Annotated in this window: 23 protein-coding genes and 1 pseudogene; 11 read left to right on the top strand and 13 right to left on the bottom strand. The window is 70.0% G+C overall.

Annotated features, from left to right (window positions below):
• Window positions 1-26: 26 nt before the first annotated feature.
• Window positions 27-710, top strand: a complete 684-nt coding sequence (locus tag ACFVH2_RS14910) for a TetR/AcrR family transcriptional regulator (protein ID WP_378423664.1) — start codon at window positions 27-29, stop codon at window positions 708-710.
• A gap of 2 nt (window positions 711-712) precedes the next feature.
• Here the strand turns inward: ACFVH2_RS14910 and ACFVH2_RS14905 are convergent, their stop codons facing one another.
• On the bottom strand, window positions 713-1,678 hold the full coding sequence (locus ACFVH2_RS14905) for a quinone oxidoreductase family protein (protein ID WP_378423662.1): 966 nt from the start codon (window positions 1,676-1,678) through the stop codon (window positions 713-715).
• A 34-nt stretch (window positions 1,679-1,712) separates the two neighbouring features.
• On the opposite strand from ACFVH2_RS14905, the gene ACFVH2_RS14900 reads away from it, so the two are divergent.
• Window positions 1,713-2,078: a hypothetical protein gene (locus ACFVH2_RS14900; RefSeq protein ID WP_378423660.1), complete on the top strand. Its 366-nt coding sequence runs from the start codon at window positions 1,713-1,715 to the stop codon at window positions 2,076-2,078.
• Window positions 2,079-2,145: 67 nt separating this feature from the next.
• On the opposite strand, the gene ACFVH2_RS14895 is transcribed toward ACFVH2_RS14900, so the two are convergent.
• The 5 genes from ACFVH2_RS14895 to mptB all read right to left on the bottom strand — a co-directional run bounded on the left by ACFVH2_RS14895 (window position 2,146) and on the right by mptB (window position 8,076).
• Complete coding sequence (locus ACFVH2_RS14895) at window positions 2,146-3,114, bottom strand: heme A synthase (protein WP_378423658.1); 969 nt, start codon at window positions 3,112-3,114, stop codon at window positions 2,146-2,148.
• A 51-nt stretch (window positions 3,115-3,165) separates the two neighbouring features.
• On the bottom strand, window positions 3,166-4,476 hold the full coding sequence (locus tag ACFVH2_RS14890; protein ID WP_378423656.1) for a hypothetical protein: 1,311 nt from the start codon (window positions 4,474-4,476) through the stop codon (window positions 3,166-3,168).
• A gap of 200 nt (window positions 4,477-4,676) precedes the next feature.
• A complete protein-coding gene (locus ACFVH2_RS14885) occupies window positions 4,677-5,474 on the bottom strand; it encodes an ABC transporter permease (protein ID WP_378423654.1) in 798 nt (265 codons plus the stop codon).
• Between the two features lie 2 nt (window positions 5,475-5,476).
• Complete coding sequence (locus tag ACFVH2_RS14880) at window positions 5,477-6,421, bottom strand: ABC transporter ATP-binding protein (protein WP_378423652.1); 945 nt, start codon at window positions 6,419-6,421, stop codon at window positions 5,477-5,479.
• A gap of 11 nt (window positions 6,422-6,432) precedes the next feature.
• A complete protein-coding gene (gene mptB, locus ACFVH2_RS14875) occupies window positions 6,433-8,076 on the bottom strand; it encodes a polyprenol phosphomannose-dependent alpha 1,6 mannosyltransferase MptB (protein WP_378423990.1) in 1,644 nt (547 codons plus the stop codon).
• Window positions 8,077-8,203: 127 nt separating this feature from the next.
• Between mptB and ACFVH2_RS14870 the strand changes: the two genes are divergently transcribed.
• The 7 genes from ACFVH2_RS14870 to ACFVH2_RS14840 all read left to right on the top strand — a co-directional run bounded on the left by ACFVH2_RS14870 (window position 8,204) and on the right by ACFVH2_RS14840 (window position 14,850).
• A complete protein-coding gene (locus tag ACFVH2_RS14870; protein WP_378423650.1) occupies window positions 8,204-9,001 on the top strand; it encodes a helix-turn-helix transcriptional regulator in 798 nt (265 codons plus the stop codon).
• 164 nt (window positions 9,002-9,165) lie between these two features.
• Window positions 9,166-10,614, top strand: coding sequence for a Fe-S cluster assembly protein SufB (gene sufB, locus ACFVH2_RS14865; RefSeq protein WP_378423647.1), 1,449 nt, complete (start codon window positions 9,166-9,168; stop codon window positions 10,612-10,614).
• Window positions 10,614-11,807 (top strand): Fe-S cluster assembly protein SufD, encoded by a 1,194-nt coding sequence (gene sufD / locus ACFVH2_RS14860; RefSeq protein WP_378423646.1) that lies wholly within the window; start codon window positions 10,614-10,616, stop codon window positions 11,805-11,807. The genes sufB and sufD overlap by 1 nt, the downstream gene beginning before the upstream one ends.
• 51 nt (window positions 11,808-11,858) lie before the next feature.
• Window positions 11,859-12,650, top strand: coding sequence for a Fe-S cluster assembly ATPase SufC (gene sufC, locus ACFVH2_RS14855; protein ID WP_378423644.1), 792 nt, complete (start codon window positions 11,859-11,861; stop codon window positions 12,648-12,650).
• 4 nt (window positions 12,651-12,654) lie between these two features.
• Window positions 12,655-13,965, top strand: a complete 1,311-nt coding sequence (locus ACFVH2_RS14850; RefSeq protein ID WP_378423642.1) for a cysteine desulfurase — start codon at window positions 12,655-12,657, stop codon at window positions 13,963-13,965.
• Between the two features lies 1 nt (window position 13,966).
• Window positions 13,967-14,455: a Fe-S cluster assembly sulfur transfer protein SufU gene (gene sufU, locus ACFVH2_RS14845; protein ID WP_378423641.1), complete on the top strand. Its 489-nt coding sequence runs from the start codon at window positions 13,967-13,969 to the stop codon at window positions 14,453-14,455.
• Window positions 14,452-14,850: a metal-sulfur cluster assembly factor gene (locus tag ACFVH2_RS14840; protein WP_378423640.1), complete on the top strand. Its 399-nt coding sequence runs from the start codon at window positions 14,452-14,454 to the stop codon at window positions 14,848-14,850. Before sufU ends, ACFVH2_RS14840 begins: the two co-directional genes overlap by 4 nt.
• Before the next feature lie 53 nt (window positions 14,851-14,903).
• Here the strand turns inward: ACFVH2_RS14840 and ACFVH2_RS14835 are convergent, their stop codons facing one another.
• The 3 genes from ACFVH2_RS14835 to ACFVH2_RS14825 all read right to left on the bottom strand — a co-directional run bounded on the left by ACFVH2_RS14835 (window position 14,904) and on the right by ACFVH2_RS14825 (window position 16,700).
• A complete protein-coding gene (locus tag ACFVH2_RS14835) occupies window positions 14,904-15,335 on the bottom strand; it encodes a MarR family winged helix-turn-helix transcriptional regulator (RefSeq protein WP_378423638.1) in 432 nt (143 codons plus the stop codon).
• The gene (locus ACFVH2_RS14830) at window positions 15,316-15,750 is read right to left on the bottom strand and encodes an SRPBCC family protein (protein WP_378423636.1); all 435 of its coding nucleotides are present in this window, start codon (window positions 15,748-15,750) and stop codon (window positions 15,316-15,318) included. Before ACFVH2_RS14830 ends, ACFVH2_RS14835 begins: the two co-directional genes overlap by 20 nt.
• A gap of 92 nt (window positions 15,751-15,842) precedes the next feature.
• Complete coding sequence (locus tag ACFVH2_RS14825) at window positions 15,843-16,700, bottom strand: Ku protein (RefSeq protein ID WP_378423634.1); 858 nt, start codon at window positions 16,698-16,700, stop codon at window positions 15,843-15,845.
• Window positions 16,701-16,785: 85 nt separating this feature from the next.
• On the opposite strand from ACFVH2_RS14825, the gene ligD reads away from it, so the two are divergent.
• Complete coding sequence (ligD, locus tag ACFVH2_RS14820; RefSeq protein ID WP_378423632.1) at window positions 16,786-18,660, top strand: non-homologous end-joining DNA ligase; 1,875 nt, start codon at window positions 16,786-16,788, stop codon at window positions 18,658-18,660.
• A 79-nt stretch (window positions 18,661-18,739) separates the two neighbouring features.
• Window positions 18,740-19,543, top strand: a complete 804-nt coding sequence (locus tag ACFVH2_RS14815) for a metal-dependent hydrolase (protein WP_378423630.1) — start codon at window positions 18,740-18,742, stop codon at window positions 19,541-19,543.
• 310 nt (window positions 19,544-19,853) lie between these two features.
• Here ACFVH2_RS14815 and ACFVH2_RS14810 read toward each other — a convergent pair.
• The 4 genes and pseudogenes from ACFVH2_RS14810 to ACFVH2_RS14795 form a co-directional block, all read right to left on the bottom strand.
• Window positions 19,854-20,645, bottom strand: a pseudogene (locus ACFVH2_RS14810) (DUF2235 domain-containing protein); the annotation flags it as partial.
• A gap of 93 nt (window positions 20,646-20,738) precedes the next feature.
• Window positions 20,739-21,743, bottom strand: coding sequence for a TIGR03617 family F420-dependent LLM class oxidoreductase (locus ACFVH2_RS14805; protein ID WP_378423628.1), 1,005 nt, complete (start codon window positions 21,741-21,743; stop codon window positions 20,739-20,741).
• Window positions 21,740-22,897: a lycopene cyclase family protein gene (locus ACFVH2_RS14800; RefSeq protein WP_378423627.1), complete on the bottom strand. Its 1,158-nt coding sequence runs from the start codon at window positions 22,895-22,897 to the stop codon at window positions 21,740-21,742. The genes ACFVH2_RS14805 and ACFVH2_RS14800 overlap by 4 nt, the downstream gene beginning before the upstream one ends.
• A gap of 13 nt (window positions 22,898-22,910) precedes the next feature.
• Window positions 22,911-23,681 (bottom strand): SDR family oxidoreductase, encoded by a 771-nt coding sequence (locus tag ACFVH2_RS14795; RefSeq protein WP_378423625.1) that lies wholly within the window; start codon window positions 23,679-23,681, stop codon window positions 22,911-22,913.
• Window positions 23,682-23,863: the final 182 nt, after the last annotated feature.

Genomic DNA, 23,863 nt, shown 5'->3' with positions numbered 1-23,863 from the left:
ACCCAACACGTAGGACGGACCTGGTCATGACGAGCGAGTCTCCCCAGGCGGCCCGTGCACTGGAGCAGTGGCGGGTGGCGGTTCCGTCACAGGTCACGCTGTCGGCTGCCGGAACGCGGCTCAACAAGCGTGGCCTCGAGACCCGTGCACGGCTGCTCGATGTGGCCATCACCTGCCTGGCCGACAGTGGCAGCGAGCCGGTCTCCGCGAACCGTGTCGCCAAGGAGGCCGGCGTCACCTGGGGCACGGTCCAGCACCAGTTCGGGGACCTGGACGGCCTGTGGGTAGCCGTCGTCTCCGAGATCCACGCCCGCAGCTGGGCGGAGCTCCCGGGTCCGTGGCCCGCCAGGAGCGGTTCGCTGCGCGAGCGGGTCGAGGGAGCCGTCGACTCCGTCTGGACCTACCTCGACACGACCGAGGGGCGGGCGCTCACCGCGCTGCGCACGGTGCTGCCCCCGCGACGCTCGGACATCGCCGCCGAGTACCCGCGGACGGCAGCAGCGTTCGCCGCCCGCGAGCACGACTGGATCCAGGGCTTCGACTACCTGATGGACGGCCTCGACGTCGACCCGACCAAGCTCTACCAGGTGCGTTGTCTGCTCCCGGCGGCCGTGCGGGGCCTGAGCAACGAGCGCGAGCTCGGCTTCACCTCGGAGCTCGAGGTTGCCCGTCGAACGCTGACCGAAGCCCTCGTTGCCTTTCTGGCCTGAGGCTACGGGACCAGCACGATCGAGCCGGTGGTGCGGCGGCCCTGCAGATCGCGGTGCGCCTGCTCGGCCTGGTCGAGCGGGTACTGCGCGCCGACCCGGATCTTCACGGAGCCGTCCCGGATCGCCTCGAACACCTCGCCCGAGCGCCACAGCAGTTCGTCGCGGTCGCGGGTGTAGTGCGCGAGGGTCGGGCGGGTCAGGAACAGCGAGCCGGCCGGGTTGAGCCGCTGCGGATCGAACGGCGGCACCGGTCCACTGGCCGCCCCGAACAGCGCGAGCGTGCCCCGGATCCGGACCGACGCGAGGCTGGCCTCGAAGGTGGCCGCGCCGACGCCGTCGAACGCCGCGGCCACGCCCTCGCCGTCGGTGAGCGCCCTGACCCGCTCCGCGAGGTCGTCGGTGTAGCGCAACACCTCCGCGGCGCCTGCCTCCCGGGACAGCAGTTCCTTCTCGTCCGAGGACACGGTGGTGATCACGCGGGCGCCCCGGGCGACCGCGAGCTGCGTCAGCACCAGGCCGACCCCACCCGCGCCCGCATGGACCAGCACGGTGTCGCCGGGCTCGACGTAGTAGACCGAGTTCATCAGGTAGTGCGCCGTCATGCCCTGCAGGAGCACCGAGGCGGCCTCGGGGGCGCCGACGCCGTCCGGCACCGGTACCGCCACGGCGGCGGGCACCACGACCTTCTCCGCGTAGCTGCCCGGTGCGGAGGACCACGCCACCCGGTCGCCGACTCGGACGCCAACGACGTCGGAGCCGATCGCCTCCACGACGCCGCTGCCCTCGAGTCCGGGGACATACGGCAGGTCGACGGCATAGGCGCCGGTCCGGTAGTAGGTGTCGATGTAGTTCACGCCGATCGCGTCCGTACGGACCAGCAGGTCCGCGTCGCCCGGCGCCGGGTCGGGGGTCTCGGACATTCGGAGTACCTCGGGGCCGCCGAATTCGGTCACAGTGATTGCGCGCATGGACCTATTTCTACCCTCCAGTATCCTGTGCACCATGACTGTCGAGACCCAGGATTCCGGCGCGCCCGCCCCGACCGCCGCGCTGCCGTCGCACATCGTCGCCTCGGTACGGAAGTTCGTTGCCGAGCACGGCGGGTCGGCGACCGCCGTCATCCAGCCGATCGGCTACGCCGGCGTGCGGATCACCCTCGTGGGTGCGGACGGCGTCCTCGGTGACGAGGTGGTCGACGACCTGGCCACCGCCAACGCCGTGGTCGCCGCGGTGGACAACCTCGCGGTCTCGGAGTGGGAACGCTCGATCACCAGCATCGTCACCCCGCGGGTCGGCCACTGGCGCAAGATGGCCGGCTGGGTCGCCAAGCAGACGCGCTTCCCGAAGGCGCGCAACGGCCTCGGCTGAGCCGAACCACACCAACGCGGGCGCCCCGGTCGATCCGACCGGGGCGCCCCGCGTTCGTGTGTCCGACTCAGTGCGCGGCGGCGGTTTCGCGCACGGCCGGCTCCACCGTGCGGATCCGTCCGGCGGCGTACAGCGCGGCGGTCGCCGCCGTGCATGCCCCCGCGAGGGCGACGTGCACCGTCACCAGGGCGGCGGGAACGTGGGTCCAGAACTGGACCAGGCCGACGAGCGCCTGCGCCACGACGAGGGCCACCACGACCTTCAGTCGCAGTGTCACGGCCGCCCGTGCGCCGACCGCATACAGGCCGAACCCGAGCCCGACCAGCAGGGCCAGGTACCCGACCAGCAGTTCCGCGTGCAGGTGGACCAGGTTGGTGATGTCGAGATCGAGGCGTGCGACCGTCCGCTCGGGACTCTTGTCGCCCGCATGCGGCCCCGCGCCGGTGACCATCGTTCCGGCGACGATCGTGCCCGCGAGCGCCACACCGGTGAGCGCGGTCAGCCATCGCAGCTGCTTGGGGACCGTGGTCTCCTCGACGCCGTCGTCGGGCTGGGCGATCTTGTGGAACAGCATCACCGACAGCCACACCATCGCCATCGAGAACACCAGGTGGATCGCGACGGTCCACCAGAGCAGGCCGGTGAGCACGGTGATGCCACCGATCACTGCCTGCAGCACCGTCGACAGCGGCATCAGCCAGGCGTAGACGAGTACCTCGCGTCGGCGTCCCGCGCGGGTGACCGCGAGGACGATCGCGGCCGCGGTGGCCACCACGAGGAACGTGAGCATCCGGTTGCCGAACTCGATGGTCTGGTGGAACCACGGCGCGGTCGACGAGGACGTCGGGATGAAGCTGCCGGGATAACACTGCGGCCAGGTGGTGCAGCCGAGGCCGGAGGCGGTCACCCGGACCACCGCACCGGTCACCGCGATCCCGCCCTGGCTCAGGATCACCGCGACGGCGATCCACTTCTGCACGGCCAGCGAGGGCAGCGGCAGACGGTTGACCAGGCTCACAAACCCGCGATACAGCACGGGTCCGATGGTAGAGCCCGGTCAACTACAGCCTGTCGTTGGGTGCTGCCGTCAGCTGCCGGAGCTGCCCAGGTCGAGGCTGCCGCCGCCGAGGCTGCCGGAGCCCGCGTCCTGGCCGACTCGCTGGATGCCGGTGATGGTGCCCTGCCAGTAGTCGCCCTCGGCGCTGATCAGTGCCGACATCTGCAGGGTGTCGTTCGCGGTGGTGCCGGGCAGCGAGGTGCGCCCGCGGACCTCGCCCGTGGCCGGGTCGATGGCGGCGAAGGTGAACCCGTCGAGCGCACCGCCGGTGCCCTCGCGCAGCACCGTGTACAGGTTGCCGTCGGCGGTGGACAGGTGCGGCACCGCAGAGCTGCGCACGTTCGTGTCCCACACCTGGTGGCAGCCGCTGCCGTCGGCGTCCATGTCGACGCGGGTCATGCCGCCGGCGAAGGGTGCGGACGCAGGCACCGCCGGACCGGCGCCCTCGGGCACCTTCGGATACGGGTAGCCGTAGGTGCCGGCCACGAACACCGAGTTGCCGACTCCGATGGGGGAGTTCTCGCTGCCGGGCCCGCCGGAGGCCAGCACCGGGATCTTGCACACCTCGTCGCCGTTGTCGGCGCGGTGCACCAGCAGGTTGACCCGGCTGTCGGCGTTGTCCACGATCGCCACGTACTCGTGGCCGGTGGCGGGGCCGAAGAAGGTGGGCGTCGAGCCGGTGCCCCAGCTGAGCTGGCCGGGCTTGCGGGCCGACCCGCGGTCGTAGGCGCGGCGCCAGTCGATCTGCGGGGTGCCGTCCGCGGCCAGGCTGAGCTGGTAGAGGGCGTGCGTGGTCGCCACCGAGACCCCGTCGGGGGAGCTGGAGATGCTGTTCTGCACCTGCTCGCCCTGCGGCACCCGGACGGTACGGGCGACGCCCGCCGAGTCCACCGCGCCGATCACGCCGCCGCCGGTGGCGAACCAGACGTTGCCCTGCCAGTCGGGGACCAGGCCGGTGACCGCGTCGCCGTCGGGCACCGCGCCGGACAGGTCGACCGTCGAATCGACGGACAGGCTGTCGGCGGTGTGACCGATCCGCTGCAGCTTGCGGTTACCGTCCACCGCCACCAGCCGGTTCTGGTTGTCGAGATAGGCGTACACGCCGCCGAGCAGGCTGCCCTTGGCCAGTTCGAGCTTCGCCTTGGACCCGCCGGCCTTGTCGATCAGGTGCACGGTGGGCACCTGGCCGAGCACCGAGGTGCACAACGCCACGACCATCCGGTCGGATCCCTGCAGCAGCGTGGGGCAGGCGGACAGCAGCGAATAGGACTGCACGCCGAGCTTTCCGGCGCCGGGCCCGGCGAGCGGTGTCGCGTCCGACGAGCCCGCGTCGCCGTGCATCGTGGAGGTGCCGACCGGGCCGAGGAACGGATTCGGTGGCGCCAGCGGCCCCCAGGCCGGTTGGGTGGCGGCGAGGCCGCCGCCCAGTGAGAGTGCGAGAGTTGCGGTCAGCGAGGCGGCTACGCGCAGTGAATTCTTCGGTACCGATGCATGATGCCCTTTCGCGTGTGAAAACAAATACGTTTCGGGGTGATTCGGTATCAGGTGAACTTGAACAGCCGGGTCGCGAGCCACGCGGCGACCGAACCCCACAGCGCCAGCACCACGACGGCGAAGACGTCGATCGAGCCGGACAGCGCGTGGTCGAGCGCCTCCGCGAGAGCGCCGGACGGGACGAGCCGCGCCGCGGTGTGCAGCGGACCGGGAATCGAGTCGGCCGAGGCGAACACCACGCTCCCGATGCCGGCCATCACGAACCACAGCACGTTGGCGAGGGCGAGCACGATCTCCGCGCGCAGCGTCCCGCCGAGTAGCAGCCCGAGCGCGGCGAAGGACGCGGTGCCGAGTGCGATCACCACCGCACCCAGCAGCAGTCCCGTCACGTCGGGTCGCCAGCCGAGCGCGAACCCGATGGCGCCGAGCAGGATCGACTGCAACGCGACGACGATCACCACGGCCGCGCTCTTGCCCGCGATGATGCCCCACCGCGGCAGGGGGGTGGCGCCGAGACGTTTCAGCGCACCGTATCGGCGGTCGAATCCGACCGCGATGGCCTGCCCGGTGAAGGCGATCGACATGATCGCGACCATCATCACCGCCGGCAGCACCCGGTTCACCCGGGGGTCGCCGAGATCGCCGAGCGGCATGAGCGAGAGCCCGATCAGCAGGGTGATGGGGATGAACAGCGCCAGCAGCAACTGTTCGCCGTTGCGTAGCAGCAAGGTGAGCTCGAGCTTGGTCTGCGCGGCGAGCATCGGCAGCGGTGCATTGGGTTTCGGGTCGGCGGTGAAGGTCCCCGGCGCGAAACGGTTGTCCGCGAGGCGGCCCTGGTCGGTCATGCTCAACCCCTCAACTCCTTGCCGGTGAGGTCGAGGAAGACGTCCTCGAGCCGGCGCTGGTCCACGCGCAGTTCGGTGGCCAGTACGTCCAGTTCCGCGCACCAGCTCGTCACGGTGACCAGTACGCCGGGATTGATCTCGCCCTCGACGACGTAGTTCCCGGGGGACAGCTCGCGCGGGACGAAGCCCGCGGGCAGCGCCGTCTCGAGCCCGCTCAGATCGAGGTGGTGGGGCGCGGAGAACCGCAACTGGCCGTCGGCGCCGTGCCGGGTCAGTTCGCTCGGGGTGCCCTCCGCGACGATCCGGCCGTGGTCGATGATCACCAGCCGGTCGGCGAGCGCCTCGGCCTCGTCCATCAGGTGCGTGGTCAGCAGCACCGCGACGCCGTCGCGGCGCAGCGCCTCGATCAGCTCCCACACCATCAGCCGTGCCTGGGCGTCGAGCCCGGCGGTGGGCTCGTCGAGGAAGACCAGTTCGGGGCGGCCGACCAACGCGCAGGCCAGGGCCAGTCGTTGCTGCTGGCCGCCGGACAACCGCCGGTACGGGGTGCGCACCGCGTCGGAGAGTCCGAGTTCACGCAGCAGCCACTGCGGGTCGAGCGGGTTGGCCGAGTACGCGGCGACCAGGTCCAGCATCTCGCCGGCCTTCGATCCCGGATAGGCCCCGCCACCCTGCAGCATCACGCCGATGCGCGCGCGCACCTCGCCGGAGTCCGCGATGGGGTCGAGCCCGAACACCCGCACGGTGCCGGCGTCGGGGCGCAGGAAGCCCTCGCACATCTCGACCGTGGTCGTCTTCCCCGCGCCGTTGGGTCCGAGAAGTGCCAGCACCTGACCGCGTTCGAGGGACAGGTCCAGGCCGTCGACGGCGATGACGCCGCCATAGGTCTTCACCACGCCGTCGAGGCTGAGAACGGGGTGCGTCGCGTTCGACGCCGAAGAGCTCACGGGGTCCCAGCCTAGGCGTCGGCGGTTTGCCGGTCGTTCGACGCCCCACGGTCGGAGCGCCACGGCAGCCGGTTGCGGGTGGCGAAGATCAGTGATCCGCAGACGAGGATGGTGACGATCGCGGCCTGCACGATCACGAACGGCTGGTATTCGCCGCCGTTCGGCATGACCATGAGGCTGACCACCGAGGAGAACGCGATCGCGGGGAGGCGGAAGGCTGGCCGCGTCGCCCACGCGGCCAGCGGGATCACGGCCCACAACAGGTACCAGGGCTGCACGACCGGGAACAGCAGGACCAGCACGCCGAGTGAGACGCCGAGCGCGCCGACCGGATGGATCCGGCCGACCAGGACCGCGATCAGCATCCGGAGCGCGACGAACGCCGCGGCGAGCGCCGCGATCGGACGGGTCAGGCTCAGCACCGCGGTGGTGTGGTCGCCGAGGCCGAGCAGCACCCCGGCGAGTCCGGTCCCGAGGCCCAGGAGTGTCGGTAGCGACATCCAGCTGCGCACCTCGTTCGCGGTGCCGAGGGTGTCGGGACTGAGCCAGCCGAGTCCGAGCCCGCTGGCCAGGCTGACGGCGAGCACGACCACCGCCGTCACGGCGAGCATCAGGGCCGCCGCCGAGACCACCGACCGCACCCGGCCACCCCAGCGCCTGGCCAACGCCATGCCGAGGAAGCCGAGCGCGAGCAGCGACGGGATCTTCACGGTGGAGGACAGCGCGATCAGCGCCACCCCGGACAGCAGGTAGATCAGCGATCTACCCCGTATCGGGCCTGCCCCCTCGACCGCCCGCAGCGCGATCTCCATGCCGGCGAGCATCAGTCCGAGCATGAGCGCCTCGTTGTGAATTCCCGCGACCAGGTGGAACAGCAGCAACGGGTTGGCGGCGCCGAGCCACAGGGCGGTCACGCTGGCCACTCCGCATCGCTTCGCCAGTCGCGGTAGTGCCCACACGATCAGGGCCACGCCGACCAGCGCGAGCAGTCGGTGCAGGAAGATGCCCGCGACGATGTTCTCACCGGTCAGCGCGGAGATCCCCTTGCCGATCCACAGGAACAGCGGGCCGTACGGGGCGGGGGTGTCCCGCCAGATCGTCGGCACCGTCCGGGTCAGGACGTGGTCGACGCCGAGTGCCTGCCTGGGGCCGATCGCGTAGGGGTCCAGTCCGAGGGCGGCGATCTTCGATTGCGCCAGATACGAGTAGACGTCCTTGCTGAACATCGGCGGCGCCACGGCGAGGGGGATCACCCACATCAGCAGCGTGCGATCCAGCTGGGAGCGGGTCAGGCGTCGGATCGCGGTGCCCTCGCGGAAGTTGCCGATGGCGAACCGGCCCAGCAGCAGCCACGCGAGCACGACCATCGCGCTGCCGGTCAGCGTGATGGTCATGGCGACGCTCGGCATCCGCGCGGGCAGGCCGAGGATGCGCAGGCCCTGGACCGGGTTCTGCAGCACGGGTTGGGCACCTGCGCCGAGCGCGCCGAGGGCCATGAGCAGGGCGCCGGTCGCGCCGAACCGCCTGACTCCGCGCAGCTGGGCGGTCTCGCGTGGGTCGAGGCCGGGGGCCTCGGGCTCGTCGCCGTGCAGGCTGGACACCTCGAAGCCGTGGTGGCGGCCGTCGATGCCGAGTGCACGTCGGCCGAGGGTCAGCGCGCGGCTGCCGAACTCGTGTCGGGGAGGGGAGCCGGGACCGGCGCCTGGGGTGTCACCGGCGTCCGGTGCGTCGTCGGTCTTCGGCACAGGGTGCAGAGTAGCGGTGTAATGCAGGGCACCCTTGGTGGACCGGCGCGAACAATTCCGTCACACTGGTGTTGTGAAAACGGCACCGGCCCCCGAGTCGCGAAGTGAAGTCGCAGGTAGTGCGCCTGTTCTTCCCGCGCGCGGTGCTGCGCCCACACCCAGTGCGATGAGCCACGAGGGGCATACCCGGGCGGCGGTGGTGCAACTTCTGCTCGAGCAGGGCCCCATCACCGCCACCGAGATCGGCACCAACCTCGGCCTGAGCGCCGCGGGCGTCCGTCGTCACCTCGAGGCACTCATCGACTCGGGTGAGGCGCGCTCCACCAGGTCGGCCAGCTGGCAGCAGAAGGGCCGCGGCAGGCCCGCCAAGCAGTTCCAGCTGACCGCCGCCGGTCGCTCGCGGCTCGGGCACTCCTACGACGACCTCGCCGGTGCGGCGATGCGCCAGCTCCGCGAGGTCGGCGGCGAGGACGCGATCGTCGAGTTCGCCCGGCGCCGCGTCCAGACCATCGTCGCGGACATCGACCCGGTCGCGGGGCACGGCGAGGGCGAGGTCGAGGCGACCGCCGACGCCATCGCGGACGCGTTCACCAGTGCCGGCTTTGCCGCAACCACCCGGCCGGTCGGCAACGGCGTGCAGATCTGCCAGCACCACTGCCCGGTCTCGCACGTGGCCTCGGAGTTCCCGGAGCTGTGCGAGGCGGAGACGCAGGCCTTCGCCGAGCTTCTCGGCACCCACGTGCAGCGACTCGCGACCATCGCGAACGGGGACTGCGCCTGCACGACACACGTCCCGCTCGTCCCACCGGCCGCGACGCATCAGGAAGCGACCTGACCGAATCGGCGTGACCGCGCCGTTGAACCCCTCAGCGACGTCGAACACTCAGCAGCAGAGCACGTCAGCAACACAGCACATCAGCAACACAGAACGAAGAAGCAACACCCCTCGCCGGTGCCCAGCCCGCATCGGTACGCAACAAGACTCCGGAAGGAGCTCGCATGACCGTCACCCAAGACCAGGCAGCCGGACAGCAAGCAGGCCTGACGCAGGACGAGGCCATCGCCTCGCTCGGCCACTACGGCTACGGCTGGTCCGACTCCGACGTCGCAGGCGCCAGCGCGCAGCGCGGTCTGTCCGAGGCCGTCGTGCGGGACATCTCGGCCAAGAAGAACGAGCCCGAGTGGATGCTCGACATCCGGCTCAAGGCGCTCAAGACCTTCGACAAGAAGCCGATGCCGCACTGGGGCTCGAACCTCGAGGGCATCGACTTCGACAACATCAAGTACTTCGTGCGGTCGAGCGAGAAGCAGGCCGAGTCCTGGGAGGACCTGCCCGAGGACATCAAGAACACCTACGACAAGCTGGGCATCCCGGAGGCGGAGAAGCAGCGCCTGGTCGCTGGTGTCGCCGCGCAGTACGAGTCCGAGGTCGTCTACCACTCGATCCGTGAGGATCTCGAGAAGCAGGGCGTGATCTTCCTCGACACGGACACCGGGCTCAAGCAGCATCCGGAACTGTTCAAGGAGTACTTCGGCTCCGTGATCCCCGCGGGCGACAACAAGTTCTCCGCGCTGAACACCGCGGTGTGGTCGGGCGGCTCGTTCATCTACGTGCCGCCGGGCGTGCACGTGGACATCCCGCTGCAGGCCTACTTCCGGATCAACACCGAGAACATGGGCCAGTTCGAGCGGACCCTGATCATCGTCGACGAGAACGCCTCCGTGCACTACGTCGAGGGCTGCACCGCGCCGATCTACAAGTCCGACTCGCTGCACTCCGCGGTCGTCGAGATCATCGTCAAGAAGGGCGGTCACTGCCGCTACACGACGATCCAGAACTGGTCGAACAACGTCTACAACCTGGTGACCAAGCGCACCAAGGTCGACGCAGGCGGCTCGATGGAGTGGATCGACGGCAACATCGGCTCCAAGGTCACCATGAAGTACCCGGCCGTGTGGATGATGGGCGAGCACGCCCGCGGCGAGGTGCTCTCCGTCGCGTTCGCCGGCGAGGGCCAGCACCAGGACACCGGCGCGAAGATGCTGCACCTGGCGCCGCACACCTCGTCGACCATCGTCAGCAAGTCCGTCGCCCGTGGCGGCGGCCGTGCCTCCTACCGCGGCCTGGTCCAGGTCAACAAGGGCGCGCACGGCTCGAAGGCGACCGTCAAGTGTGACGCGCTGCTGGTCGACCAGATCTCCCGCTCCGACACCTACCCGTACGTCGACATCCGCGAGGACGACGTGTCGATGGGACACGAGGCGACCGTGTCCAAGGTGTCCGAGGACCAGTTGTTCTACCTGATGAGCCGCGGCCTCACCGAGGACGAGGCGATGGCCATGGTGGTGCGCGGGTTCGTCGAGCCCATCGCCAAGGAGCTACCGATGGAGTACGCCCTCGAGCTCAACCGCCTGATCGAACTGCAGATGGAAGGGGCGGTTGGCTAGTGAGCAACCCCACAACAGGAGTCGTCGGCGCGGTCGCGGGGGAGAACACCGCCCGCCCGGCCACCAACAAGGGCGAGGTGTTCACCTCGTTCGACGTCAACGCCTTCGAGGTTCCCGCCGGCCGTGACGAGGCCTGGCGCTTCACCCCGCTGCGCCGGCTGCGCGGCCTGCACGACGGCTCGGCCGTCACCTCCGGAGCGGTCACCGTGGAGGTCGAGGCCGTCGACGGCGTCACCGTCGAGACCGTCGGTCGTGACGACGCGCGCCTCGGCCAGGCCGGTGTGCCCGCCGACCGTGTCGCGGCGCAGGCGTACTCGAGCTTCGAGTCCGCGACCGTCGTGACCGTCGGCACCGAGCGGGAGATCGCTGACGCGGTCAACATCGTGGTGACCGGCCCCGGCGCGGACAAGGTCGCCTACGGTCACCTGCAGGTGCGGCTGGAGGCCTTCGCGAAGGCCACCGTCGTGCTGGATCAGCGTGGCAGCGGAACCTACGCGGAGAACGTCGAGTTCGTCCTCGGTGACAGCGCCAAGCTGACCGTCGTCGCGGTGCAGGACTGGGCCGACGACGCCGTGCACGTCGCCGCCCACCACTCCCGACTCGGCCGTGACGCGGTGCTGCGGTACACCTCGGTGTCCCTCGGCGGCGACCTCGTCCGGCTCACGCCGATCGTCAAGTACGACGGACCGGGCGGCGACGCCGAACTGCTCGGGCTGTACTTCGCCGATGCCGGCCAGTTCTTCGAGCAGCGTCTGCTGGTGGATCACTCGCAGCCGCACTGCAAGTCGAACGTCGTCTACAAGGGCGCGCTGCAGGGCGACCCGCATTCCGGCAAGCACGACGCGCACACCGTGTGGGTCGGCGACGTGCTGATCCGGGCCGAGGCCGAGGGCACCGACACCTTCGAGCTCAACCGCAACCTGGTGCTCACCGACGGGGCGCGCGCCGACTCGGTGCCGAACCTCGAGATCGAGACCGGCGAGATCGTCGGCGCCGGACACGCCAGTGCCACCGGGCGTTTCGACGACGAGCAGCTGTTCTACCTGCGCTCGCGAGGCATCCCGGAGGACCAGGCCCGCCGTCTGGTGGTCCGCGGCTTCTTCCACGAGATCATCAACCGCATCGCCGTACCGGAGGTGCGCGAGCGCCTCGAAGCCGCCATCGAGGTCGAGCTCGCCGCGGTCGGCGTCTGATCGTCACGCCGAATTAGTCGCCGACACAACACTTCTCAAAGGAATTCTTGAATGACTACCCCTGAAACCTCCGTTCTGGAGATCAAGGACCTGCACGTTCGCGTCGCCCAGACCGACGAGAACGCCGAGCCGATCAACATCCTCAAGGGCGTGAACCTCACGGTCCGCTCGGGGGAGACCCACGCCATCATGGGCCCCAACGGTTCCGGCAAGTCGACGCTGTCCTACGCGATCGCCGGCCACCCCAAGTACGAGATCACCTCGGGCAGCATCACCCTCAACGGCGAGAACGTGCTCGAGATGAGCGTCGACGAGCGCGCCCGCGCCGGCCTGTTCCTGGCCATGCAGTACCCGGTCGAGGTGCCCGGCGTGTCGATGTCGAACTTCCTGCGCACCGCCGCCACCGCCGTCCGCGGCGAGGCCCCCAAGCTGCGGCACTGGGTGAAGGAGGCGAAGGAGGCGATGACCGAGCTCGAGATCGACCCGACCTTCGCCGAGCGCAGCGTCAACGAGGGCTTCTCCGGCGGCGAGAAGAAGCGGCACGAGATCCTGCAGCTGGGTCTGCTCAAGCCGAAGATCGCGATCCTCGACGAGACCGACTCCGGCCTCGACGTCGACGCGCTGCGGATCGTGTCCGAGGGCGTCAACCGGTACCAGGAGCGCGAGCACGGCGGCGTCCTGCTCATCACCCACTACACCCGCATCCTGCGCTACATCAAGCCGCAGTTCGTGCACGTGTTCGTCGGCGGCCAGGTCGTCGAGTCGGGCGGCCCGGAGCTGGCCGACGAGCTCGAGACCAACGGCTATGTCCGGTTCACGCAGGCCGCGGCGGCAGGGGCCTAGTTCCATGACCAGCACGGCGGCCGCGCTCGACGTCACCAGCATCCGGGCGGACTTCCCGATCCTGGCCCGCACGGTGCGGGACGGGAAGCCTCTGGTGTACCTGGACTCCGGCGCCACCTCGCAGCGACCGGTCCAGGTGCTCGACGCCGAGCGTGAGTTCCTCACCACCTGCAACGCGGCGGTCCACCGGGGTGCGCACCAGCTGGCCGAGGAGGCGACCGACGCCTACGAGGGTGCGCGGGCGGCCATCGCCGAGTTCGTCGGCGCTGATCCGGACGAGTTGACGTTCACCAAGAACGCCACCGAGTCGCTGAACTTGGTGACCTACGTGCTCGGCGACGAGCGGTTCGAGCGGGCGCTGCGGACCGGCGACGAGATCGTGGTCACCGAGCTCGAGCACCACGCCAACCTGGTGCCCTGGCAGGAGCTGGCCCGCCGAACGGGCGCGACGCTGCGCTGGTACGGGGTCACGGACGACGGCCGGATCGACCTGGACTCGCTGGAGCTGACCGACGCCGTCAAGGTCGTCGCGTTCACGCACCAGTCCAACGTCACCGGCGCGGTCGCGCCGGTGGCCGAGCTGGTGCGGCGGGCGCGGGCGGTCGGCGCGCTGGTGGTGCTGGACGCCTGCCAGTCCGTGCCGCACATGCCGGTGGACTTCCACGGCCTCGACGTCGACTTCGCGGCGTTCTCCGGGCACAAGATGCTCGGACCGTCCGGCGTCGGCGTGCTCTACGGCAAGCGGGAGCTGCTCACGGCGATGCCGCCCTTCATCACCGGCGGCTCGATGATCGAGACCGTCACGATGGAGGCCACCACCTATGCGGCTCCGCCGCAACGGTTCGAGGCCGGCGTCCCGATGACCTCGCAGGTGGTCGCGCTCGGCGCCGCGGTGCGCTACCTCGACGGCATCGGCATGGACGCCGTCGCCGCGCACGAGCACGAGCTGACCGCGCTGGCGCTCGAACTGCTCGGCGGCATCGACGGGGTCCGGATCGTCGGACCGCTGACCACCGAGGACCGGGGTGGCGCGGTGTCGTTCGTGGTGGAGGGCATCCACGCGCACGACCTCGGCCAGATCCTCGACGACGAGGGCATCGCCATCCGTGTCGGCCACCACTGCGCGTGGCCGCTGCACAAGCGTTTCGGCATCGCCGCGACCGCGCGGGCGTCGTTCGCCGTGTACAACACCGCCGACGAGGTGCACGCCCTGGCGGCGGGCATCCGCCGCGCCCAGGAGTTCTTCGGGGTCACCGCGGCGAGCGAGCCGGTCGTCGACGAGCCGGAGACCGCACCGATCGACGGGGCGTCCTGACGTGCGCATGGAGCAGATGTACCAGGAAGTGATCCTGGACCACTACAAGCACCCGCACGGTCGGGGCCTGCGGGAGCCGTTCGGCGCCGAGGTACACCACGTGAACCCGACCTGCGGGGACGAGATCACCCTGCGCGTCGCGCTCACCGACGACGGCCGGGTCGCGGACGTCTCCTACGACGGCCAGGGTTGTTCGATCAGCCAGGCCGCGACGTCGGTGCTCACCGACCAGGTGGTCGGCCTGGCGGTCGAGGACGCGATGGTCGCGGTGGACGCGTTCGACGCGATGATCACCAGCCGCGGCGCCGTCGAGGGTGACGAGGACCTGATCGGTGACGGCATCGCGTTCGCGGGGGTGTCGAAGTACCCGGCCCGCGTGAAGTGCGCGCTGCTGGGCTGGATGGCATTCAAGGATGCCGTTGTTCGAATTGTTGACGGAGACGGCAGCGGCACCAGCGTGCCGGCTCAGACCGGAGGAGTTTCATCATGACCGACACTCAGGCGAGCGAGCAGACGCCGGAGCAGCAGCCGGCCGAGCAGCAGGCCTTGGTTGAGCTGACCCCCGAGCAGCAGGCCGTGGTGGACGACCTGGAGGAGGCGATGCGTGACGTCGTCGACCCCGAGCTCGGCATCAACGTCGTCGACCTCGGCCTGGTCTACGGGATCTCGGTCGACGAGAGCTCCATCGCCACGGTCGACATGACGCTGACCTCGGCGGCCTGCCCGCTGACCGACGTGATCGAGGAGCAGGCGCGCGGCGCGCTGGTCAAGAGCGGGCTGGTCGAGGACCTGAAGATCAACTGGGTCTGGATGCCGCCGTGGGGCCCGGACAAGATCACCGAGGACGGCCGCGAGCAGCTGCGCGCCCTCGGCTTCACCGTCTGATTTCTGCAGCGTCCAGCCGGTAGGTGCCGGAACCGTGTGATCGGTTCCGGCACCTACTCGTTGGGTCGGGTGGCGAGGCGCTGCAGGAACGAGGTGGCCTCGCCGACGCCCACCGGTTCGAAGAACCGCACGTCGACCGCCTCGACGGCCTCGATCGCCCGCGGCGCCAGCGCCGCACCGGCAGCGGTGACCCGCAGCAGCCTGGCCCGGGTGTCCGCGGGGTCGACGTGCCGTTCGATCAGTTCCTTCTTCTCCAGGGTGCGCAGCACCTGCGAGGTCATCTTCACGTCGGTGCCGGCCTGGCGCGCCACCGCGAGCTGGTTCGGCTGCTCGTCGTGGGTGTTGAGCCACCAGATGCAGGCCAGCAGGACGAACTGGACGTGCGTGAGGTCCAGGGGGTCGAGTGCCTCGGCGACACCGCGCTGCCAGCGCAGGGTGGCGTGCCAGAGCAGGAACCCCGGGCTCTCACCGGGGCGAAGCGGCATGATCGTGTGCCTTCTCCACAAGTGCCGCCATGGTCTCGGGCCAGTCGCCCGTGACCGCGGGCCCGATCTCGGGTCCCAGCTCGTCGGCGCCCGCGCCGGTGATCTCCATCCGATAGGTGACGCGGGTGACGCCGTCAGCGGCGGTCTCGACCCGGTGGGTCGTGCGCAGCACGAGTCCCTCGATCTCGGCCTCGTCCACGAACGCGCGGTTCTTGGCGACGTCGGCCAGGTGAAGGTGCACCGGCTCGGCGCCGGCGGGCGTCATGACGATTTCGGTGCCGTCGGTGAAGTCACCCCGGATCTCGATGTGCGCGATGTCCGCGTTCCACGTGCCCCAGTTCTCGACGTCCGCCCACAGGCCCCAGATCGACTCGGGGGTGGCGGCGGTCTCGACGCTGTGCTCGTACTCCCACATGGTGTCCTCCTCGGTAGATGATCTGTATGCAGACTATCTGCGCGAGGACTATCTGTCCAGACTTTGTCTCGCCACACCGTCGGGGCGGGTTCTCAGCCGGTCTTGCGGGCGGGGGCGCGCTTGCCGGCCTTCGACGGCTTCTCGGCTTCGGCGCCGTCGCCGTCCTTGCCGGACTTCGCGGCGTCCACGCTGCGCTGCAGGGCCGCGACCAGGTCCACGACCTCGGCGTCCGCCGCGTGCGCGGCCTGGGCGGGCACGCTCACCTTCTGCCCGCCGTTGGCGATCGCCTCGTCGAGCATCTTCTGCAACTGGATCTGGTAGTCGTCGGTGTAGGTGTCCGGCTGGAAGTCCTCGGACATCGACTCCACCAGCATCTTCGCCATCGCCAGTTCCTTGTCCGACGGCGCCGCCGCGTCCACGAGCTTGTCGAAGTCCGCGGCTCGTACCTCGTCCGGCCACAGCAGGGTCTGGATGACGAGGACGCCGTCGCGGACGCGCAGTGCCGCCAGCCGGGTCCGTTGACGCAGGGTGAAGTGCACCAGCGCGGTGCGGTCGCTCTCGGTGAGCGTGGACGCGAGCAGCTGGTAGGCCTTGGGGGAGGCCGAGTCCGGTTCGAGGAAGTAGCTCTTCTCGAACAGGATCGGGTCGATCTGGTCCGACGGCACGAACTGGAGCACGGGGATCTCGTGCTTCTCGGCGGCTGGCAGCTTGTCGAAGTCCTCGTCGGTGAGGATCACCTGGGTGCCGTCCTCGGACAGGTACGCCTTGTCGATGTCGGCGAACTGCACGACGTTGCCGCACTCGGAGCAGACACGGTTGTACTTGATCCGTCCGCCGTCCGTGCCGTGGACCTGGTGAAACTTGATGTCGTGGTCCTCGGTCGCGGTGTACACCTTCACCGGGACGTTCACCAGACCGAACGCGATGGAGCCTTTCCATATCGATCGCATGCATCCATGATGGTCCATACTGTGGGATCAGGCCAGGTGACGAGCAAGCGGTGCAGGTCGGAGCCGACATGTGGGCGGGCGGAAGATGACTGACGACGCCGTGGTGGTGGTCGGGGGAAAGCGGCTGTCGCTGACCAATCTGGGCAAGGTTCTCTACCCGGAGACCGGCACCACCAAGGCGGAAGTGCTGCAGTACTTCACGCGGGTCGGCGCGGTGATGGTGCCGCTGCTGGCGGGCAGGCCCGTCACCAGGAAACGGTGGCCGGACGGGACCGCGGCGACGCCCTTCTTCCAGAAGAACGTCGACGCGGCGACGCCGGCGTGGGTGGAGCGCCGAACCATGACGCACGGTTCCAAGACCATCGCGTACCCGCTGGTGGACGACCTGGCCGCGCTGGTGTACTTCGCGCAGGCGGGTTCGCTGGAGTTCCACGTGCCGCAGTGGCGATTCGGGGACGACGGGCGACCGCTCCACCCGGACCGGCTGGTGGTGGATCTCGACCCGGGGCCGGGAGTGGGCCTCGACCAATGCGCGGAGGTCGCGCTCCGGGTGCGCGAACGCCTGCAACGGCACGGGCTCGACGCGCTGCCGGTGACCAGCGGCAGCAAGGGAATTCACCTCTACGCGGGCCTGGGCGGGGGGTGGACGGCGCAACGCTGCGTCGAGTTCGCGAAGGCGATCGCCGTCGATCTCGAGCGGGAGACACCGACGACGGTCGTCTCCAGGATGGCTCGCGACCAACGTGCGGGAAAGGTGTTCGTCGACTGGAGTCAGAACTCGGCGTCGAAGACCACGGTGTCGCCGTACTCGCTGCGCGGAACCGCGACACCGACGGTCGCGGCGCCCCGGACCTGGGCCGAGCTTGCCGAATCGGGACTGCGGCAGTTGGACTTCGGCGAGGTGCTCGACCGCCTCGACTCGGGGGTCGCGCCCGCCCTGATCCCGGCCCCGGCGGCGAAACCGGCCCCCGCGAGCGGCCCCGTGCGCACGACCGCGGACCTGCGGCCGATGCTGGCGTCTCGATCCACAGTGGAAGAGTTTGCGCCGCGGGCGGATCCGGCGGTGTGGGCGTTCGAGTACAAGCTCGACGGGTACCGGGCCCTGGTGTACTTCGACCAGAATCGGGCGACCGAGGCGGGAACGCTGCGATTGCTCAGTCGCAACGGGCAGGACCTGACCGCGACCTTTCCGGAGCTGGGCGAGATCCCGGCCGGGCTGCGCGGACACGCGGGTGTCCTGGACGGCGAGATCGTGGTCGTCGACGATGCCGGGGCACCGAGTTTCGCGCTGCTGCAGCAGCGAATCGGGCGCCGCGGCGCACCGGGGCCGACGGCGGTGCTGCTGCTGTTCGACGTGCTCGAGCTCGACGGCACGACACTCACCGCCAAGCCGTACCGGTCCCGACGCACGGTGCTCGAAGCGATTCCACTCGACCCCGCGGACACCTGGCGGGTGCCTGCGTTGGCGCCGTCCGACTTTCCGGTGGCGCTCGACCGCAGCCGGGCCGACCGGATGGAAGGGCTGGTGGCCAAGCGCTGGGACTCCGCCTACCGGTCGGGCCGTTCGTCGTCGTGGGTCAAGCTCAAGCACTTTCGTGAGTGCGAGGCGGTGATCGGTGGCTGGCAGCCGGGCGAGGGCGGCCGGGCGCCGGGCGTGGGGTCGCTGCTGCTCGGGGTGCCGGACGGGCGAGGGGGGCTGCGCTACATCGGCAAGGTGGGGAGCGGGTTCACCGACGCGACTCTCGCCGAGCTCGGTTCGCTGACCCGCGAACTCGCGACCGAGCAGTCGCCGTTCGCGGACCCGGTCGACGTGCCCGGAGCGCACTGGACGCGGCCGGAACTCGTTGCCGAGGTGCGGTATTCGGAAACGACCGGTGACGGCCGGCTACGGCACCCGGTGTGGCGTGGGCTCCGGCGGGACAAGGGCCCCGATCAGGTCACGGCGGCGGAGTTGTCGTGACCGATTGGTAGGTTGGCACCGTCATGGGCGGCTCTTCGGATACTGCTCCTCAGTCACGTTCCGAAAGGCCTTCTCTGCCATGGTGATGGGTGCCACCCATGCTGTCTCCGGTGCCGTCGCCGGACTTCTCGTCGCGCAGGCACTGCCCGAGCACTGGGGCGGGCCGACGTCGACCGCCGAGCTGTTCACCTTCGCGGGGGTCTGTGCCGGTGCAGCCCTGCTGCCCGACCTGGACACCACACAGTCGACGGTGGCCCGCTCGTTCGGCCCGGTCAGCACCCTCGTGGCGCGTGGCGTCGACGAGCTCTCGCTGTGGTACTACCGGCTGACACGCGGGCGCAGGGATCCACGGCGCAACGGCGGCCATCGAACCCTCACGCACACAGCGTTGTTCGCGATCCTGCTGAGCGTCGGGGTATCGGCGCTGGTGACCGCGTTCGGCAGGCCGGCGATCGTCGGGACTTTGTTCGTCACGCTCGGCCTGGCGTTGCGCGGGCTCGCCGGGGACTGGGCCAAGCGCAACGGCTGGCTCGTGGTGACGGCGGTCGCGGGCGTGCTCGCGGCACTGACCTGGACCTGGTATCCCGACGAGGTGGGTTCGAGGGCGCTCGGGGTGGCGCTGGGTCTCGGGTGCGCGGTGCATTGCCTCGGCGACGCGATCACGAAGGAGGGCGTGCCGTTCCTGGCCCCCTTCGCGGCGTGGCGGGGGCGCCGCTGGCGTGAACTGCGTCTGCCGGATCCGATTTCGATCAGGGCCGGCGGAGCGTTCGAGCGTGCGGTCCTGGGGCCGCTGCTGACGATTGCCCTTGTGGGACTGGCGCTCTGGGCGCTCGACGGCGTTCCGGAGGCGGTGACTGAAGCGGTCGGTGCGTTCCGGCGCTGACCTCGCAATCGCAGTGGCCGGCCGCGCTGAAGCGTTCGGTCGGGTGCCGGTCCCATCCCTCGTCGATCCATCGCGGGTCCTCGAGCTGGCGGCGGCCGTACGACGGGTCGTGTTCACGACGCATTCGCACACTCGCATGTACGTTCACGCGGGGCGCGGGATGGCGATGCCGCCAGATCAGTAGCGCCCAGATCCAACCCGTCGGGTGTACCGGCGCCGTCGCGTCCGCGGCCTCGAGGGTCGGCAACTCACGCAGCTCCTCGGTTCGCCGCAACAGGACACCGTGGGTGTGGGCGCCCTCGAGCACCCACATCAGCGAGATGTCGGAGAGTTGGTGCTCGGCGAAGCCGCCGCCGACATCCGAGTGGACGCCGGCGAACCACGCCTCCTCGATGCGGGGATTACGAACGGGGTCTTGACGATACGGCCGACGCTTCTCGTCGATCGAGATTGCGTGGCGGCCGGCGAGCACATTGCCCAGGTGGTGGGTGTTCGGGAAGCTGAGATCGGGGCGGAAGATGCCGGGGGCGCTGACGGTGTCCCAGATGCCCAGGTAGTGCACCGGAATCGAGAACTTGCCGTGGACCGCACGACACAGTGTGCTGGAGAACTCGTCGGCCTCGGCGTGGTCCGCCTTGGTCCACTTGTGCCGACGGGCGTAGGTCGCGATCGCGTACTCGACGAGGTTGTCCGACGCCTGGCGCGGAATGCCGATCAAGTGCAGCAGCCCGGCCAGCGCCCGCGCGGTGAAGGCGCCACGGCTGAACCCGAAGATGTAGATCTGATCGCCGGGTTCCCAGTGGTTCATCAGGAAGGTGTAGGCGTCGGCCAGGTTGGTCTTGAGGCCCAGCCCGAACGCGAGACCGAGCATCCGCGAGTACCAGCGACCGATCCGGGTACGGGCACCCGCGGCGGAGAGCGTGCCGACTCCGGGGTCGTAGAAAAGGATCTGTTCCCCGGCGGTGTTCTCGAGGGCACGGAACAGTCGGATCACGTTGGTGTTCCGGGTCGCACGAATCTGATTCCCCGTGCCGTCGAAGCAGATGACGATGCGCTTCGATGCGGGGGCTGGGGCTGGGGGAGTGGGCTGCGAGTTCGGCATGGTGTCGCCTCCAACGGCTACCGCTATCGGTCCCTTCGACCGTATCTCCCACCACGAAGTCCGGACACGAGTAGTGCACTACCCGTTCTTCGGTCAGCCGAGCGCGGTCACCAGGTCGCGCACGTGCGCGAGGTCGACGTGGTAGCCGGGGAAGTAGCAGCAGACACGGTCAGCGTGCGCGCCGAACCGCGCCAGGATCTGCCGGGCGCAGTCTTCGGGGGTGCCGCGCACGGCGAGGGTGTCGACCATCGCGTCGTCGACGTGCTCGACCATCTCCGCAAGCGCGCCCCGCTTGGAGAGCGCGTTGAGCGGGTCCTGCAGGTGCGCCCACCCCTCCACCTCGAGCACGGGCCGGTAGGCCGGGGTGGACCCGTAGAACGCCAGCAGGCGGCGCACCCCCTCGGTCGCCGCGGCCAACTGCTCCTCGCTGCGCCCGGTCGCGACGATCACCTGCGGGACGATCTCGAAGTCGGACCGGTCACGACCGGCGGACGCCAGCCCGCGGTCGACGGCAGGCAGGGTGCGCTCGTGGAAGTGACGTTCGCTGTTGAACGGCATCACCAGCAGGCCGTCCGCCACCTCCGCGGCGGTCCTCGTCATCACCGGACCGAGCGCGCCGAGCAGGATGGGCGGCGGCCCGAACGGGTTGGGACCGGGGTCGAAGGTCGGCGCCATCAGCGTGTGGGTGTAGAACTCGCCGCGAAAGTCGAGACGGCCCTTACCTTCCCACGTGTCGAAGATCGCGCGGACCGCCTGCACCACCTCGCGCATCCGGGCGGCGGGGCGTGACCAGGTGGCCCCGTAGCGCTTCTCGATGTGCGGTCGAATCTGCGAACCGAGGCCGAGGCGGAACCTGCCCCCGGAGAGGACCTGCAGGTCGTGCGCGGCGTGGGCGAGGTGCATCGGACTGCGGGGCAGGGCGATCGCGACGTTCGTGGTCAGGTCCAGGTCCACCGCAGGCGCGGCCGCGACGAGCGGGAAGAAGACGTCGTGCGGGCCCTCGAAGGTGAACAGGCCGGCGGCGCCGGTGGCGGCGAGCTCGACGGCCCGCGCGGCGGCGTCGACCGGAGCGGCGTCCAACTGGATCTCGACCTTCACGCACGTCCCCTCGTCGTTTCTCGGCGCGCGGGCAGCGCGGCGAGCGCCAGTGTGCGCCGGACGGGTGCAGGCGCGCGGCGAAACAGCGTCCACATGGTCGAACTCACCGCGAACGGGTCGTCGCGGGTGGACAGGTAGTCGCGTTGGCGGTGCTCGGGCAGCGCGAAGAAGGACTCGAAGAATGTTGGTACGTACCGCGGTTCGAGGCGCAGCAGGGCGCGCAGACCGACGTCCCGTAGTGCACCGACCACCCGGGCTCGGGCCGGCCACAACGCCGCCCCCGGGTCGGTGCGGTCGACGACCGCGCGTACGACGGAGTCCGCGGCCGACAGCGACGCGGCGACGCTGTACCCGGTGCCGGGGTGGCCGAGTCCGGCAGCGGCGCCGAATCGCGGTGTCACCGAACCCGAACCAGACCGCGGAGCCTGCACCGGGAAGCTCACCCGCTCACGGTCGGCGTCGGCGGGGACCGTGACGCCGCGTACTCGCAGTCGGTGCGCGAGGCGCTGCTTCAGCACGCGCTGCGACAGTCCGGGCCGACCCACCAGGCAGGTCTCCTCGAGCAGGACGCGGTCGCCGCCGAGCGGGACCGCGTAGAGAAAGGAGGGCGGATCGTCGACGGCAGTCCCGTTGTCGCGCCGCCAATCCATGAACCAGGCTCCGGCGTCGCCCAGCGCTGGTGCGGCTGTTGCCCCGGGCACGACGATCCCGTAGGCGGTCTGTTCCGCGAGTTCGGGGCTCGGGCGCACGCCGCGGGCGTCGACCACAACCCGCGCGCACACCTCGGCACCGTCCGTGAGCAGCACCGATCCCGCCGAGAGCCGTTCCGCGCGAACCGGGACCACCCGCACCTCGTCGAGGTGCAACGCGTCGCGCAGCGCCGCGTTGTCGAAGATCCCGTACGCCCGGTCCAGGCGCCGCTCGTGCAGTGCCCACACCGAGGGGCGCGGTACGCGCGAACCGAACACCGTGGGTTCCAGCCAGTCCGGTAGTTCGTCGAGCCACGCGGCGTAGGTCGGCGACCAGCGGCGTTGGGGACGGGGGTCGACCCCCACGACGTCGAGACCCGCCGCCGCCGCCCGGTGGGCCAGCGCCCGGCCGGCGGGGCCAAGGCCGACCACGACCAAGTCGGCGATCCGGTGGGGACCGGTCACCGGTGTCCCTGTGTCAGAGCGAACCGGTCGACAGCAGTCCGCCGTCCACGCGGACCGTCTCGCCCGTGATCCAGGCGGCCGCGTCCGATACCAGGAAGCCGACCAGTCCGGCCACGTCCTCGGGGCTGCCGAGGCGCTTCATCGGGTAGATCGCGGAGGCCTGGTCCTCGCCGCCGGCGACGAGCGCCTCGGCGAACTTGGTCTTGACCACCCCGGGGGCGACGGCGTTGACGCGGATCGTCGGGCCGAGCTGCCAGGCGAGCTCCTCGGTGAGCCTGATCAGTGCCGCCTTGGAGGCGCCGTACGCGGCGATGACGCCGGTCGACCGCAGTCCGGCGACGCTGGCGAGGTTGACGACGGCGCCGCCGTGCTCGCCCATCCACGCCTTGTGTGCCTGCTGGATGTAGCCAAGCGCGGCCACGACATTGACGTCGAAGATCTTGCGGACCGCGCCGAGGTCCGCCTCCATCAGCGAACCGAACACCGGGTTGATGCCGGTGTTGTTGACGAGAATGTCGAGCGAACCGAACTCGGCCACGGTCCGGGCGACGGTCTCGGCGCGGGAGTCGTCGTCTCCGGCGTTGCCCGGGATCGGCAGCACCCGCGCGCCGTCGACGCCGGCGCGCAGTTCGGCGGCGGCGGCCTCGAGCGGCTCCGGCTTGCGGGCGGTGATCGCGACCTTGGCGCCGCGGGCCAGGAACTCGGCGGCGATGGCCTTGCCGATGCCTCGACTCGCGCCCGTGACCAGCGCAGTACGTCCCTCGAGATCCCTGATTACGCTCATGCGTCCGAAGGTTAGCGGAGTCACCCGCTGCGTGGCGTTCGGCGCCCGGAAACTCCGGTAAACTGGCCCGTCGTGATTACCGCCACCGACCTCGAAGTTCGTGCCGGTGTGCGGACCCTCCTCACCGCGCCCGGTCCAGCCCTGCGTGTGCAGGCGGGTGACCGCATCGGACTCGTCGGCCG

The sequence above is a fragment of the Rhodococcus sp. NPDC127527 genome, from assembly GCF_042672245.1.
Taxonomy (GTDB): Bacteria; Actinomycetota; Actinomycetes; order Mycobacteriales; family Mycobacteriaceae; genus Rhodococcus_G.
This window is presented reverse-complemented; position numbering and strand designations above follow the sequence as displayed.